12 protein-coding genes are annotated in these 14,418 nt (G+C 61.3%); 5 read left to right on the top strand and 7 right to left on the bottom strand.

Annotated elements, in window-relative coordinates:
- Positions 1–58: 58 nt before the first annotated feature.
- The 3 genes from ACILSQ_RS13945 to ACILSQ_RS13935 are packed head-to-tail and all read right to left on the bottom strand — an operon-like array spanning position 59 to position 5,584.
- Positions 59–1,510: a DUF1501 domain-containing protein gene (locus ACILSQ_RS13945; protein ID WP_395744247.1), complete on the bottom strand. Its 1,452-nt coding sequence runs from the start codon at positions 1,508–1,510 to the stop codon at positions 59–61.
- Positions 1,511–1,523: 13 nt separating this feature from the next.
- A complete protein-coding gene (locus ACILSQ_RS13940) occupies positions 1,524–4,874 on the bottom strand; it encodes a DUF1553 domain-containing protein (RefSeq protein WP_395744246.1) in 3,351 nt (1,116 codons plus the stop codon).
- A 2-nt stretch (positions 4,875–4,876) separates the two neighbouring features.
- Positions 4,877–5,584, bottom strand: coding sequence for a FadR/GntR family transcriptional regulator (locus tag ACILSQ_RS13935; protein ID WP_395744245.1), 708 nt, complete (start codon positions 5,582–5,584; stop codon positions 4,877–4,879).
- A gap of 187 nt (positions 5,585–5,771) precedes the next feature.
- On the opposite strand from ACILSQ_RS13935, the gene ACILSQ_RS13930 reads away from it, so the two are divergent.
- Positions 5,772–6,293, top strand: coding sequence for a hypothetical protein (locus ACILSQ_RS13930; protein WP_395744244.1), 522 nt, complete (start codon positions 5,772–5,774; stop codon positions 6,291–6,293).
- A 26-nt stretch (positions 6,294–6,319) separates the two neighbouring features.
- Here the strand turns inward: ACILSQ_RS13930 and ACILSQ_RS13925 are convergent, their stop codons facing one another.
- Positions 6,320–7,102 (bottom strand): SDR family oxidoreductase, encoded by a 783-nt coding sequence (locus ACILSQ_RS13925; protein WP_395744243.1) that lies wholly within the window; start codon positions 7,100–7,102, stop codon positions 6,320–6,322.
- 121 nt (positions 7,103–7,223) lie between these two features.
- Between ACILSQ_RS13925 and ACILSQ_RS13920 the strand changes: the two genes are divergently transcribed.
- The 3 genes from ACILSQ_RS13920 to ACILSQ_RS13910 all read left to right on the top strand — a co-directional run bounded on the left by ACILSQ_RS13920 (position 7,224) and on the right by ACILSQ_RS13910 (position 8,600).
- Positions 7,224–7,922, top strand: coding sequence for a hypothetical protein (locus tag ACILSQ_RS13920; protein ID WP_395744242.1), 699 nt, complete (start codon positions 7,224–7,226; stop codon positions 7,920–7,922).
- A gap of 67 nt (positions 7,923–7,989) precedes the next feature.
- A complete protein-coding gene (locus ACILSQ_RS13915) occupies positions 7,990–8,199 on the top strand; it encodes a hypothetical protein (RefSeq protein WP_395744241.1) in 210 nt (69 codons plus the stop codon).
- Complete coding sequence (locus tag ACILSQ_RS13910) at positions 8,199–8,600, top strand: type II toxin-antitoxin system VapC family toxin (RefSeq protein ID WP_395744240.1); 402 nt, start codon at positions 8,199–8,201, stop codon at positions 8,598–8,600. The genes ACILSQ_RS13915 and ACILSQ_RS13910 overlap by 1 nt, the downstream gene beginning before the upstream one ends.
- 34 nt (positions 8,601–8,634) lie before the next feature.
- Here ACILSQ_RS13910 and ACILSQ_RS13905 read toward each other — a convergent pair whose 3' ends face one another.
- From ACILSQ_RS13905 to ACILSQ_RS13895, 3 genes are all read right to left on the bottom strand, one after another.
- Positions 8,635–9,780: a hypothetical protein gene (locus tag ACILSQ_RS13905; protein WP_395744239.1), complete on the bottom strand. Its 1,146-nt coding sequence runs from the start codon at positions 9,778–9,780 to the stop codon at positions 8,635–8,637.
- On the bottom strand, positions 9,777–10,130 hold the full coding sequence (locus ACILSQ_RS13900; protein WP_395744238.1) for a hypothetical protein: 354 nt from the start codon (positions 10,128–10,130) through the stop codon (positions 9,777–9,779). The genes ACILSQ_RS13905 and ACILSQ_RS13900 overlap by 4 nt, the downstream gene beginning before the upstream one ends.
- Positions 10,131–10,279: 149 nt before the next feature.
- Positions 10,280–13,489, bottom strand: coding sequence for a PVC-type heme-binding CxxCH protein (locus ACILSQ_RS13895; protein ID WP_395744237.1), 3,210 nt, complete (start codon positions 13,487–13,489; stop codon positions 10,280–10,282).
- A 338-nt stretch (positions 13,490–13,827) separates the two neighbouring features.
- On the opposite strand from ACILSQ_RS13895, the gene ACILSQ_RS13890 reads away from it, so the two are divergent.
- A complete protein-coding gene (locus tag ACILSQ_RS13890; protein WP_395744236.1) occupies positions 13,828–14,268 on the top strand; it encodes a DUF5069 domain-containing protein in 441 nt (146 codons plus the stop codon).
- Positions 14,269–14,418: the final 150 nt, after the last annotated feature.

The following is a 14,418-nucleotide window of genomic DNA, read 5'->3' as shown; positions in this document are numbered from 1 at the left end:
ATGGTGGAGACTTTAAGAAGGAAATCAAACGGTTTTTCCCCCTCTTTCTCCATCCGGCTCAGGCGAGGACGGCTTTCAGGACGTGCCCGTGCACATCCGTGAGCCGCCTTTCGATGCCGTTATTATAGTAGCTCAGACGCTCGTGGTCGATGCCCAGGAGGTGCAAAATCGTGGCGTGCAGGTCGTAAATGGTGCTCACATTTTCGGCGGCCTTGTAGCCAAACTCGTCCGTGGCACCGTAGGAAAAACCCTTTTTCACCCCGGCCCCGGCCATCCACACGGTGAAGCCCTTGGGGTTGTGATCCCGCCCATTGGCCCCCTTTTGAAAGGTGGGCATGCGGCCAAACTCCGTCACAAAGACCACCAGCGTGTCCTGCAGCAGCCCGCGCGCTTTCAGGTCCTTCAGCAGCCCGGCCACCGGCTGATCCAGGATGGGACCGTGCACGGAATACTGCTTCTCGATCGTCTTGTGCCCGTCCCAGTTGCCCACGCCTTCGCCCATGGCGTAGGAGCCGTTGAAGAGCTGCACAAAGCGCACGCCGCGCTCGATGAGCCGCCGCGCCAGGAGGCAGTTCTTGGCAAACCCGGCCTTGGTCTCGTTGCTGTCGTTCACGCCGTAGAGGTCCAGTGTGGCCTTGCTCTCGCCGGACAGGTTGCCCACTTCTGAAGCCGCGATCTGCATGCGCGCCGCGAGTTCATAGGAGGAGATGCGTGCCGCGAGGTCGCTGTCTGCCGGGTGCTCCTGCGCCTGCCGGCGGTTGAGCAAATTCACAAAGCTGCGCGTGTCGCGGTCGGCGGCCTCGCTCACCGTGGCGGGGCGGATCAAGTTCGGAATCGGCTTGCTGGCATTGAAGGCCGTGCCCTGAAACGCCGCAGGCAGGAATCCGGAATTCCAATGCCGTGGGCCGATCTGCGGCACACCGCGCGGATCCGGGATGGCCACAAAGGCGGGCATGTCATCGCACTCCGAGCCGAGCGCATACGTGACCCACGAGCCGATGCCGGGAAAGCCATCGAGGATGAAGCCGGTGCTCATCTGGTTTTCCGCCGGGCCGTGCGTGTTCGACTTCGCCGTCATGGAATGGATGAAGCACATCTCATCGGCCAGCTCCGCGATGTTGGGCACCAGCTCACTGATCATCTTGCCGCTCTGGCCGCGCGGCTTGAACTCCCACAGCGGCTTCACCAGATTTCCCTGCGCGCCCTGAAAGGTGATGAGGTCCGCCGCGCCCGGCAGCGGCATGCCGTGGCGTTTCACCAGCTCCGGCTTGTAGTCAAAGGTGTCCACATGGCTCATCGCGCCGGAGCAGAAAACGACGACCACATTTTTAGCACGCGGCTCAAAGTGCGGCGGCCGTGGCGCATACGGATGCGCGGGATCAATGCGCGGACGGATCGGCTCATTGGCCAGCAGGCCCTTCTGCGCGAGCATGGAGGTCAGCGCGATGCCGCTGAGACCGCTGACGCTTTGCCCGAGGAAGTACCGCCGTGAGAGAAGGTGGTTTTGCATAACGGTGGGTGAATCAATAGAGGGTCATGAATTCGCTGGTGTTGAGCAGCGCGCGGCAAAACATCGCCAGGCCGTGCTCGGAGATGAGCTCCACGGCGGCGGTGAGTTCATCCGCCTGCGGCTCGCGCTGGTAAGCCAGGGCAAAGGCGCGGCGCACCTGCGCATCCATCTCTTTGCCCGCGTCCTTTTCCAGGCGCACGGCCAGCAGCTCGCTCTGCTGCATGGCGAAGGAGCTGTTGAGGAAATTCAGCGCCTGCAGGGGTGTGGTGCTGGAGGTGCGGCGTGGTGCTATCTGCCCGGCATCCGGCACATCAAACGCGCCAAAGGTATCGTCCAGCTGCACGCGTGGCTTGCTCTGGTACACCATGCGGCGGAAGGTATCCGGGCCAAACTCCTGCTTGGATTGATACACCTTCACATAGTTGTCATTCGGCACGAAGAGGTCAAAGCCTGGACCACCCATGCTGAGATCGAGCACGCCGCTCACCATCAGAATCGTATCGCGCAGCGGCTCGGCTTCGATGCGGCGTGTGGGAAAGCGCCACAGCAACCGCGCGCCAGAGTCTGCCAGCAGGCCCGCATCGTTCGTCGTGCTCGATTGACGATACGCCGCTGAGTTCATGATGAGCCGGTGCATCTCCTTCAGGCTCCAGCCGTGCTGCATGAATTGCGCCGCCAGCCAGTCGAGCAGCTCCGGGTGGGAAGGCTTGCCGCCGTTGTAGCCGAGATCGCTCGGTGTATCGACAATGCCGGTGCCGAAGTGGTAATGCCAGAGGCGGTTCACCATCACACGTGCGGTCAGCGGATTGTGCGGGTCGGTGAGCCATTTGGCCAAAGCCACTCGCCGTTCGGCTTCGGGTGTGTCCTTGGGCAGATCCAGCTTCGCGCCAAACTGCGACAGCGCCCCCGGTGCCACCTCTTCCTGCGGCGTCATCGGGTCACCGCGTTGCAGGCGGTAGGTTGGGCCAGGCTGCTCAAACTTGCCGAGATACGCCATGGGAAAATTCGTCAGCTCCTTCAGCCTGCGCTGCAAAACAGCCCGCTGCTCACTGTGCTTCTTCACCGTGGCCGCATCTTCCGCCGAGACACCGCTCAGCGTGGGAATGTCACGAATGCGGTCCCGATACTCTGCGCCGAGCCGGTCTGCCGAAGATGCCACCGCCTGCCATGTTTTTCCATCCATGGAGATCTCGATCACATAGTCTGTGGGCAGCCTATCCTGATACACCTTGCCCTTTTTGCTGTCGCCACGGTCCCGGCTCCACACCACGCTGTTGATTCTTTCCTCGTGTGGAAACTCGATCTGCAGCCAGCCCCGCGTGTTCTTGGCGATCCAGCTCTTGGCATTCCCATAAAGCCCGTCATTCGCATGCGCGATCTGGTGAATGGGATTTGCCCCATCGCTGAACACATCCGATGCCGTCACCTTTGCTCCGTTGCGTGCCAGTGCCACATTGCGCGGCTTCGGGCTGGTGGAGAAGACTTCGAGTTCATCAATGCAGGGCTGTGCACCTGCCGTGGCACGGATGGTGAAGCGCACAAACTTCGCCTTCACCGCATCAAAACTTTCGTGATTGGCCAGATGCGTCACAGGCGCGCGCAGATGGGGCTGTGAGGATGGTTGATTGCCATCCGCTTCCTCAAACAGCACCGCATCCGCCACCGTAGGGCCACCGAGCTTGCCGCTGCGCAGGATCAGAATAGAGTCCTTCGTCAGCGCATGCGTGCCCGCATACTTGAAACCGCCCCAGCGCTTCTGCCCTGGTATGGCGCCGCTGGCGTCGGCAAACTGGCTCTGGTCCACACTGGCGATTTCCTTTTGATCATTCGTGGTGTTTGCATCGCCATCCAGGTCGAGGATGTAACGTGCGTCCTTCGCATGCGTCGTCCACGCCGCCCAGGAGATCCACACGCGCTGCTTGCCGGTTACGCGCGGGTTCCATGAAAAGAAATCTTTTGCCGCTGCATCCTTCTCCGCCTTCCAGTAGCGGTAGCTTTCGCCCAGATTCGGCAGCCGCGTGGAGTCACCGGGATCATTGGCCTGGCCAAACTCCGTGCCCGGTGAGTATTCGATCGGCTTGCCATTCGTCGGTTGCTCGATCTGCACGCAGCCGACGGCATCCGGCTTCGTGGGCGGCGGCAGATCATCATCCACCAGCACACGCCGGGTTAGCTGCGCGCGTGGTTGGAACCTCGCCAGCGCCTCATCCAGCGCCGCGATTTCCATCTTCAGTCCTTCCGCTTGTTTCAGGCGCTGCTCCGCATCGGCCGGCTTCAGCTCCCGCTCCGCATGCAGCACGCCTTCAAAGATGGCGCGCACGCGGTAGTAGTCCGTCTGCAGGATGGGATCAAACTTGTGGTCATGGCAGCGTGCGCAGCCAATCGTCATCCCGAGGAAGGTGCTGCCCGTGGTGCTCACCAGATCGTGCATCTCATCCGCACGCTGGTTGGCCCGCAGCACCGGGTCCGCGCCCTTCACCTGATCCCACGCACCCGCCACCAGGAACCCCGTGGCAGCATCTGCGCCGAGTTGATCTCCGGCGATCTGTTCGCGCACAAACTGATCGTACGGCTTGTCGGCATTAAACGTCTGAATGACGTAATCGCGATAGGGCCACGCATTCGGGCGCACGCGGTTCATTTCAAAGCCGTGGCTCTCCGCAAAGCGCACCACATCCAGCCAGTGCCGTGCCCAGCGCTCGCCATAGCGTGGCGAGGCCAGCAGGCGATCAATCAGTCGTTTGGTGGCACCTGCTTGATCCTGCGCGAATTCCTTCTCAAAAGCCGCCGCTTCTTCCGGTGTGGGTGGCAGGCCGATGAGATCAAAGCTCGCACGTCGGATGAACGTGCGCGCATCTGCCGCCGGATTCATCGTGAGGTTCTTTTCCTGCAGCTTTGCGTTGATAAAGCCATCAATCGACCCATTCGCCGCAGGATTCAGCGGCAGCAGCGACCAGTGCGTCACATCTCCCTTTGGCTTCTCCTTGAGCACGATCTCCGTGGGCCACGTCGCTCCCATGTCGATCCAGCGTTTAATCAGGTCCGTCTCTGAGGCTGAGAGCGCGGGCTTCTTCTTTGGCATCTCCGGCTTCTCTCCCGCCGCCTCCGGCACGATCATCGTGTAGAGGGATGACTCTGCCGCCTTGCCCGGCACGAGGGCCGCTCCGTCGTCACCGCCTTTAAGCACATCCGCCAGCGTGCTCATGTTCAGCCCGCCCTTGGTCGTCACGTCATTGTGGCACTCCACGCAGTTCTTCACCAAAACCGGCGCGACCTGCTCATGAAACAGCTTCGCGCTTTCAGATTCCACCGCGTGCGCGCTGCTGCCTGCGATCAACAAAAAGAGATAGGGAAGGGGCTTCATGCTCAGGCGGCTTTCTTGGATTTTTTTGGCAGGGCCAGATCGGCCTCGGCGGTGATCAGGTGTTCGCGCATTGCTTTCGCTGCTGCGGCCGGGTCTCGTTTCTCGATGGCGTTGAGCACCGCTGCATGCTGACGCACCGCGTTATCCGTGGAGGTGCGGCTGTAGCCATGCGTGAGGCTTGCCTGCATTAGCTCAGAAAGCGAATGCAGCAGCAGCGTGGCGATCTGATTGCCCGATGCCGCCGCCAGCTCGCGATGAAACGCCATGTCCGCCTCCACTGCCGTGGAGAAATCCGTGGTTACCTCCAGCTCCTTCAAAGCCGCACGCAGCTTGCGAATTTGCGCGGTTGTGGCGTTTTCTGCCGCCAGCCGTGCATTTTCCGGCTCCAGCATGAAACGTACCTGCACCAGCTGCCGCAGCCGCTCCGCCTCATCCGGAATCAGCAGTGCCAGCGAGCCGTTCAGCGGCTTGTGCAGCTTGTCCACCACCTTGGTGCCCACGCCATGCTTTACCTCCAGCAGCCCCTGCAGCTCCAGCCGCTTCGTCGCCTCCCGCACGACCGGTCGGCTCACGCCCAGCTTCAGCGCCAGATCTCGTTCCGGCGGCAGCCAGCCATCGCCAGCTCCTCCTCCGTCGCGAACTTCCGTGGCAATGCGTGCACACACCTCCTCCACGAGGCTGCGCTGAGGTTTGATGGATGAAAAAGCCATGTGGTTAGAGGTCTTACCACTGGCATTACGGGTGGGTTTTGAACCTTCTATCGCGTCGCGCGCGGAATCCCAAACGGAGCGCGGGCCTCCGAGCCCGCAGCACTCCGCAAAACCTCTAGCTCCGCATGAATGTTGAACTTGAATGCAGGAAGTGCTCCGCATCTATGTAGTCCGAAAGCAAACGCGCATGCGCACCTGCTACCTTGACGGTGAGGCAGCCGCATCGGAGCATCGCCGCATGAATTTTTCGCGCAAACTGGTTTTATCGTTCGTAATTGGCATCAGCTTGGGAATGGCCTCCTGTGCTTTAAGCGAGAGGGAAGATCTTGCCGGAGCACGGGTTCCGGAAAAGGCCTTTGTGTATCATGGCGTGAAAATCAAAGCCTGGAAGTTCCCCCCGCTCGATGAAAAGACAGAGCAGCCCATAACCGAGCTGAACATGTTGGTGTCCGGACCTGGATGGCAGCGAAAACGTTGGGTCAAACTTCGCCAAGGGCAGTCTTTCGAGGGACTGACATTGGAGAGTTTTGATACTAGAGGCGACGCCATCAAAACCCCCAATGGTGGGATGGTCCCACTGCTTATACAGGGCTACAGCTTGAAAATTGAGGACGGGGTACCTAAGAGATACCTGATTTTGCGCGACTTCTGTGGTGATGCTGCCGTCGCCTTTTATTCGGACGAAGCAAACCCTCCCCTGAAGCATTGACGTAATTAGGAACGGTCTCTCCGCCATCAAATCGTCTGGGACGAATACCCGCCATCCACCACCATTTCATGGCCGGTGATGAAGGAGCTGCCTGCACCAGCCAGCAGCAGCGCCGCAGCCACGAGTTCCTTGGCTTCGCCGAAGCGGTTCATCGGCGTGTGGCCCATGATCTTGGCCACGCGGTCCGGCGTGAGCACCTTCTTGTTCTGCTCGGCGGGGAAGAAACCGGGCACCAGGGTGTTCACGCGGATGCCCAGCGGAGCCCACTCACGGGCGAGGTTCTTGCTGAGATTGTGCACCGCGCCTTTGGACATGGAATAGGTGAACACACGGCTCAGCGGCAGCAGGCCGGACATGGAGCCGAGATTGATGATGGAGGCCGGAACTTTGTTCTCCACGAAGTACTTGCCAAACACCTGGCAGGCGAGAAACACGCCCTTGGTGTTGATGTTCATGATCCTGTCATACTCCTCCTCCGGGATGTCGAGGAAAGGCGTCGCGGAGTTCACGCCAGCGCCATTGATCAAAATATCGCAGCCGCCGGAGCGCTCCAGCACCTGATCGAGCAGGATCTGCAGGTCCGCTTTGCGGCTGGCATCGGCGGAGAGGAAATAAGCGCGTCCACCGGCGGCCTGGATGGTCTCCAGGCGCTTGTCCGCCTTGGACTGGTCACGTCCCACCAGCACCACTTCAGCGCCAGCGGATGCATAGCCTTCGGCGATGGCGCCGCAGAGTTCGCCCGTGCCGCCAATGACGACAGCGGTTTTGCCTTGGAGGGAGAAAAGTTCGAAAATGGAGGTGGAGGACATGGTCAGGGCCGCACCTATGGCGTGTCATTCCGCCACCGCAAGCAGGCTGTCTCGCCACTTTCGTCATCTTGACACCCCGCCTCCGGTGCTCTCCGGTACAGACATGCCCTGGGGCCACATCATGACCTTTTTCGCCGGAGCCCTTGTTGGCGCGGCATCAATCGTGATCTGGAAGCTGCTGCGTTTTGCCGCCGATTTGCGCGCCGCCCGCCACGCCCTGGCCAGCTACGTCTATCCGGAGTGCGGCGTGGCCGACGAAAAAGCCCAGGCGGCCGTGGAAGCCTGTAAAAACCGTCTGCGCTGGCAGAAAAACCTGAACCCTGAATGGCTGCCCCCTTTGGTCGATGAGGTGCCCAAGCTGGTGCGCGAGATCGCCGCCATCTACCACCCTGGCAAAGCGGAGGCGCTGCTGGCCCCCGGCCTCAGCCAGTTCTCCCGCGCCGTGCATCTTGCCGCCATGGATGTGGCTGACTTTTTGCAGACCCGCTCCATCGGCCGCCTGGTGGACGTCAGCGCCAGCACCGCGCTGAAGACCTGGGAGATGACGCACAAGATCGCCAGTCACGAAAAAATGCAGACCGCCAACAAATGGTACAAGCGCCTGCTGCCCTACTGGCAGGTGCTGCGCTTCAAATCTCCCATCATGTGGGCCGGCATGGCCGTCTCAAATCTCGCCGCCCGGACTTTGCAGCCCGCCGTGATCGACATCATCGCCAAACGCACGATTGATCTTTACAGCGGCCGGCTTGGGAAAGGTTTCGGACCGTCTGCCGCAGCTCTTCCGCCGCCAGAAGCCGAACTGCCACCGGGGCCGATGTAGCCTCGCGGGTGTCATCTTGACCGCGGCTGGCTCTCGTAGGATAGTATGTCTCATGTCCGCGAGAACCATGCTCATCGAAGAACTGGCGCGAGCGCCCGAAGGTGTGGCGCGGGTGCTGCTCACACATCTCCGGCAGTTGATGCCGTCCAGCGAACGGACAAATTCACCGGGCCAAGATCATTTTCAATCCTATTGGAGCCAGTTTTATGGTTCCTTTGAAGGTGCGGAGTGGAACGAGCCAGCCGAGCTTCCTTTTGAAAAACGGGAGGCATGGTGATGCCCTGGCTGCTCGACACCAACCACTGGATATTCCTGCTGAAAGGCCGCTGCGTACCGTTGCAGGAAAGACTTCGCCACGTTTCGCCCGATGATGTCTGGTTCTGCTCCATCGTCAAAGAAGAGCTGCATTATGGTGCAGAAGGCTATGACGACAAAGCTGCGAGAATGGCCAGATTGGCAAGCCTCTTCTCGCGCCATGCCTCGGCCCCGTTCGACGACGAAGCTGCCGCCATTGCGGGCCGCATTAGGAAAGAACTGGAAGATCAGCGCCAGGTGATTGGGCAGCACGACATTCAGATCGCCGCAATCGCGCTCCAACATGGGTGGACGGTGGTCACGAACAATACCAGTGAGTTTAAGCGAGTTTCCGGACTGCAAGTCGAGGACTGGACTGTGTAGTAGCGTCTTAGGGATCCATAATCGAGCGATGTGATCACCGCTTCTCCGCCCTCTCCGCCGGCACAATGTCAATGCTCAGGAAGGCCGCCTGCAGCACGTCGGCCTTGTCGAGTTCAGGCGTGCCCTCGGGCTTCCATACGCTGAGCAGGCGGTGCGTGCCGCTGGCGATCGTGGTGCCCACCACGGTCTTGGCCTGGTGGAACTGGATGCCATGGTTCAAAGGACGGATCGTTTTCGCATCCGGCTGTCCGGAGGAGTCTGTCACCACCGGGCTGGCATAATCATAATCAATCACGGTCGTCAGCTCCACCGCGTCCGGTTCGGAGTAGCTGGTGGTTCCCTCCATCTCAAAGCGGAAGCCGACCGGACGCATTTCCATGCTGGATGAGAAATGGGTGGAAGCCCCCTGGGAGACCTGAATGTTGCTGATGTTTGTCTGCGAGGGTTTGGCATCCTTGTCGCCGCTGGTCGGTGTGCTGTGGGTCTCAGATTTGTGCACGTGGCCGCTGGTTTCGGTGCCTGTGACATAGAGAAGTTCGCGGCCGGTCTCAAAAGTACTGCGGATGCCGGACTTGGACTCTAGGAATGCGGAGCGCAGCAGGCGTATTTTGTTCTGCGCCACTCCCTGCTCCACCTCCTGCCACGCGGCGCTGTGGTCCGTGGTGGTGGCCGTGCTGGCTGCCAGCCTGCGGAGAGTGGCGGCGTCTGCCTCGATGATGTGCACCGTCGTCACAAGATTGCGCGGCGCATGCATCTTCAATGAGGCGATGTAGTCCTCCACCAGCTTCATGTTTTCCGGCGTGTTGCGCACCAGCAGCTCGCCGGTGCTGGGCTTGAAGTTGGCGGAGGAGCCTTCCGGGAAGGGGATGCCCTTGGATTTCAGAATCTCCACGGCGGTGATGCGCATGGTCAGCCGTGCTTCGTTGCGCATGGGAGACGCGGCATCTCCACCAGCGGCAAACGGATCGGCCGCCGCCGCCGGGGCGCCTCCGCTAGAGTCTCCCATTGTCAGCATGTTTTCCGAAATGTGGAAACTACGTGTGATGATTCCCTTCGTGGCTCCCGGCGGCTCAGGCGGAGGCGCCGTGGGAGTCTTCTCGATTTTCTCACCCTGGGTGCGGAGAAGCTGCTCCGCGCGCGGGTCCAATGCGGGCAGCAACGAAACGATGTGTGCTTTCAAAAACGCATGGCGCGCTCCATCTCCGCCGCCAGCGCCGCCACGCGCTCATGAGTGAGCCCCGTGCTGCGCAGGGCCAGCGTTTTGTTCTTCGGGTCAAACACCGCGAGCGATCCCGGCGGCAGTGTCACGCCCATGATATTCAAATGCTGCTCCACCACGAAATGAGAGCGCCGCATGAATTTGGCCACTTCTTCGTCGCTGGCCTTGGCCGCAGGCATCTGGGGCGCCGTCATCTGCCCCTGCTCGCTGGAAACAAAGCCGCCAAGGAGTGATGACGCGGGGTAGCGATAGACGCGGAGAGACCACTCGCCTTCGCCGGCTTTGGCTTTCTCCTGGGCGGAAATGGGCATGAGACCCAGTGAGGAAATCAGGATCACGACGAGTGCATGAAAGGATGGGAGGCATTTCATCATAATAGCATGATGCTGCCACGCATCGCCGTGTCCGGGCAATCTCAAATTCTTAGACCCCAAGGGCGTTCCGTCCTGTGGCCTCAGTATCAATGAGCTGGTGCCACCGTCTTCTTGCCAGTCTTTCCCTTCAAGCCCGCCAGATAAGCCACCACATCGCGGATCTGCGGCTTGGTGAGAATGCCGAGCATCGGCGGCATCACGCTCATGGGCGGGGTGATGGCGGTGATTTGATCGCGGGCAAAGCTCTGCTTTTTGCCGTCAGGCAGACGGAGGGTTACAAGCTTGGCGTCTTCTTTGTCGAGCACGGCGGCCAGCGTCTTGCCGTCTTTGGTGGTGATGGAAACGAGGCCATAACCGGGTGCGATCTTGGCGATGGGATTGAGCAGGGCTTCGAGGATGTACTTGCGATCCTTGCTACTGCCGATGGTCTTCAAATTCGGCCCCACCTGGCTGCCTTCCTTGGCCTCCACCGTGTGGCATGCGAGGCAATTGGCGGCGAGGTTGTTGGTGACGATGTCCTTGCCGCTGGCGACGTCTCCGCCTTCGAGAAGTTCGGTGTTGTTGAGCTGGATGGTGGCGGCTTTAGCTTTGAGGCTTTCGCGGGCGGCCGCGGCTTCGAGGATGTCGAGCTGGATGGCGGCCGGGGTTTTGTTTTCGGAGAGGAGATCAAGCCACTTGCTGATGACGCTGTCGTCTTTGGAGGTGGCGAGAAGTGAGAGCGCGAGCTGGCGGGTGGTGGTGTCGCCGTTTTCGAGCACGGCAGCGGCTTCGGTGGTGGCACGTTCAGGCTGGTGCGCGAAGAGCTGCCGCAGCGCCTCGCGGCGCAGCTCGGCGGGCGCGGATTTGTCCAGCGCGAGATCCAGCGTGGCGGCAAACTCCGGCGTGGCCGCATGCTGGGAGGCCATGAGCTTCAGCGCCTCGGCGCGCAGGCTGCCCCGCGCGGTTTTATCCGCGATGATCTCCTGCAGCACATCCGCCTTCACCTGAAGCTGAAGCTGCGTGAGCAGCTCCACCGCCTTCGCCTTGAGCCCGCCATCCTGAATGTCCAGCAGTGCATCCAGATGTGGCTGCACCAGCGCCGCAAAGGCCTTCGCATCGCGCGCGGCGACCTCATGCGCCACACCATCAATGCGGTCCAGACGCGGCGGCTGGGTGAACACAAGCAGCACATCCAGCGCCTCCGATTGCAGCGGCGTGGACTTCAGTGCGGCGGCGATCACCGGCTGCGCCACTCCCAGGCGCAGGCAGGCATTCAGCCCGCGGCTCGTGGGGCGCTGGGTCAGTGCGGGCAGCGCTGCGGGGATGCCTTCGTCATCGTGGATGGCACGCTCCGCTTCATCGGCCAGCGGGGGCTGGTTGAGGAAGCTGGCCACGCGGGGGGAATGCTGCCGAGCCAGGGCCAGCAGGCAGCACAGCGCCTGCTTGTCCTTGAGGTGCGATGCCAGCGCCGCCTCATCCGCACAACCCGCCAGCCCGGTGACGATGGCGTGGCGCATGTAGGGATCTGCGCTTTCCTGCGCTGCCATGCTGAGAAGTGCTTTGACGGCGGAGGGTTCGGACAGCTTGCCGAGGGCGATGGCGGTGTGGAAGCGGACGCGCTGGGAGGGGTGGGCGAGGAGGGGGACGAGAGGGGTGCCGGAGGTCTGGATATCGCCGAGCATTTTGACGGACTGAGTGACGACTTCTGTGTCGGATTCCGCAATCAAGGGCAACAAAGTTGCGGCATCGACCTTGCCGTAACGGAGGCCCTGGCCGAGACCCCAGATGGCGTGGATGCGGGCGAGGTGGGGGGCCTTTTTGTCGAGTGCTGTTTTTTGCAGCACGGTGTACTCACCTTTTTTGACGAGGGTGAACTGGGCCTGGAGCCGGACGCGCTGGTCGGGGTGGGAGAGGTGGGTGGCGCCGAGGTTGTCGGAGTTGAGGAGTTTTTGGGTTTCCTGGCGCTCGGTGCTGTTTTTGCCGGCGGGGTCGTCGGCGAACCAGATGGCGCCTTTTTCATCGAGGGGGTAGCCGCCGTCCCAGTCGGCGATGATGAGCTGGCCGGTGGGGGCGATGGCGAGGCCGATGCCCATGAGGCCGGAGTGGATGAGGCGCTCGTTCTGCATCTTGAAGGTGCTGCCGGAGGGGACGATCTGGAAGGCGGTCATCTGACCGGAGGGGAACTGGTCGAGGATGAAGTGGCCGCGGAGGGAGGCACCGAGGGCGGTGCCGGGTTCGTGGATGAAGCCGGCGGGGCCGTTGGAGTAGTTGGCGAGGGGCGGGGTGATGAAGAGGGGCTGGCCGGGATGGGCGGGCTGCCAGATGCCGTCGCGCATCCAGCGGCTGGCGGCTTTTTGATATTGATGGCTGCAGCGCCAGCCGGAGTCGCTGCGCTCGGTGATGTACACAAAGCGTTCGCGCTCGCCGGGGAGGTCGGCGTCGTTGTCCACGCCGAACATGTTGCCGTAGTCGTCGAAGGCGATTTCCTGGACGTTGCGGAGGCCGTGGGCGAAGACTTCGAAGTTTGTGCCGCCGGGCTCGCAGCGCATGACGCAGCCTTCGTGGGGGTAGTAAAAGTGTCTGCCTTCCTTGCTGGTGACGTTGACGCCTTTGTCTCCGATGCTCCAGTAGATGCGGCCGTCGGGGCCGATGCGGGGGCCGTGCATGTCGTGGCCGGCGTAGGCGATGTGAATGCCGAAGCCGTGGGCGACGATCTCGCGCTCGTCGGCGACGCCGTCGTCGTTGGTGTCGCGAAGGCGGACGAGGTCGGGGGCGACGGTGACGTAAACCCAGCCGTCGTGGTAGAGGATGCCTGCGGCGATGCCGGTGACGACACTGTTGAAGCCTTCGGCGAAGACGGTCATTTTATCGGCGGTGCCGTCGTGGTCGGTATCGCGGAGCTGGTAGATGCGCTCGGTGTGGACGGTGAGGTCCTTCCAGTCGATGGAGCCGTCTTTGTTGTGGTCGGCGAGGCCGCCGCGGGGGAGGCGTGTTTTGCCGGGGGCGAGTTCGCGTTTGAGGAAGGCTTCTTTTTCTTCGACGCTGGTGAGGGCGACGTCGTCGGGAATCCACTGAGTGTGCTCGCGGATGTCGAGGTCGGCGACTTTGCGGCGGGTGGTGGCGGAGACGTAGATGCGGCCCTGGGGATCGACGGTGACGGCGACGGGGTCGGGGACGTTGAGGGTGCCGGACCAGCGGTGGAGTTCGAGGGGGGATTTGATGGGCGCGGCTTTGGGGGCCTTGGCGGGCTTTTCGTCAGCGGCGAGGCAGGGGAGGGCGAGGAGAAGTGCCAGTGCGAGGTGACGGAGGTTTTTCATGCGGAGGGGGTTACGATCTATGTAGCAGAGAATGGTCGGCGGAAAGAGGGGAACGTGGGGGATTTATGATTTACGATTTATGATTTATGATTTCAGAGTGGTGGGCCTTGGGTGTCTTGCAGGACTGGTGGGGGGGCGCAAAAAGGGCCGCGAATTTTTCGGAATGGGTACGAGGGGGTGTTGAGGGATGAAAAAAATGCGGGGGTTTGTTGGGGATTTGCGCTCAAAAAATGGGGATGGAGCGTTTGTTGTTGCTGCTGCTGTGAGGGGCCTTCTAAATTGGGGGATCGCTCGCTGTGGCGAATGTCATTGAATCAAATCCAACCCATATCTTATCCATGAGCCAGATTGTTCCTCTTATCAGCTCCGGCATTGCCGGCCCCCTTGGTGTTCTTCATCTTCCGCGTCTTTGGCAGAAGGCTTCGCTGGCGGCTGCTGGCAAACTGCACAAGGATTATCCGGGCATTGGCTGCGGGTATGACCAGATGACGCTGGATGCGCTGGGGATCAACATCGAGACGTTCAAGACGTTTATCGCGACGAAGCCGAGCTACCCGCAGCTTGAGGCCTGGGTGAAGGCGCAGCCGGGCGTGAACCTCACGAAGGGGAACATCTACAAGCACAACCAGTCGATCATGGGCTACATCCACGGTGATGATGTGCGGAAGAGCATTCTGGATGCGGACGGGATCGCAGATGATGGGAGCGTGAATCCGGGTGCGGTGGATCTGAACAACCTGGACGACTGGCACATTTTCTGGGCGCAGGAGATCAAGTAACCGTGATGCGGTGAAGTGAGTTTTGAGAACCCCGTTTGCCGTGAGGCGGACGGGGTTTTTTGCGGGGGACGACGGTGGTTTGCCGCTGTTGGAGATGGGTGGTGAGGAGGCTAGGTGGTTGGCGGGGGGCTTTGTTTTTACCATCTAGGG

The sequence above is a fragment of the Prosthecobacter sp. genome (genome assembly GCF_044227185.1).
Classification (GTDB): Bacteria; Verrucomicrobiota; Verrucomicrobiia; order Verrucomicrobiales; family Verrucomicrobiaceae; genus Prosthecobacter.
Note: the sequence above shows the minus strand (reverse complement) of the source record. Positions and strands in the feature narration are given on the sequence as shown.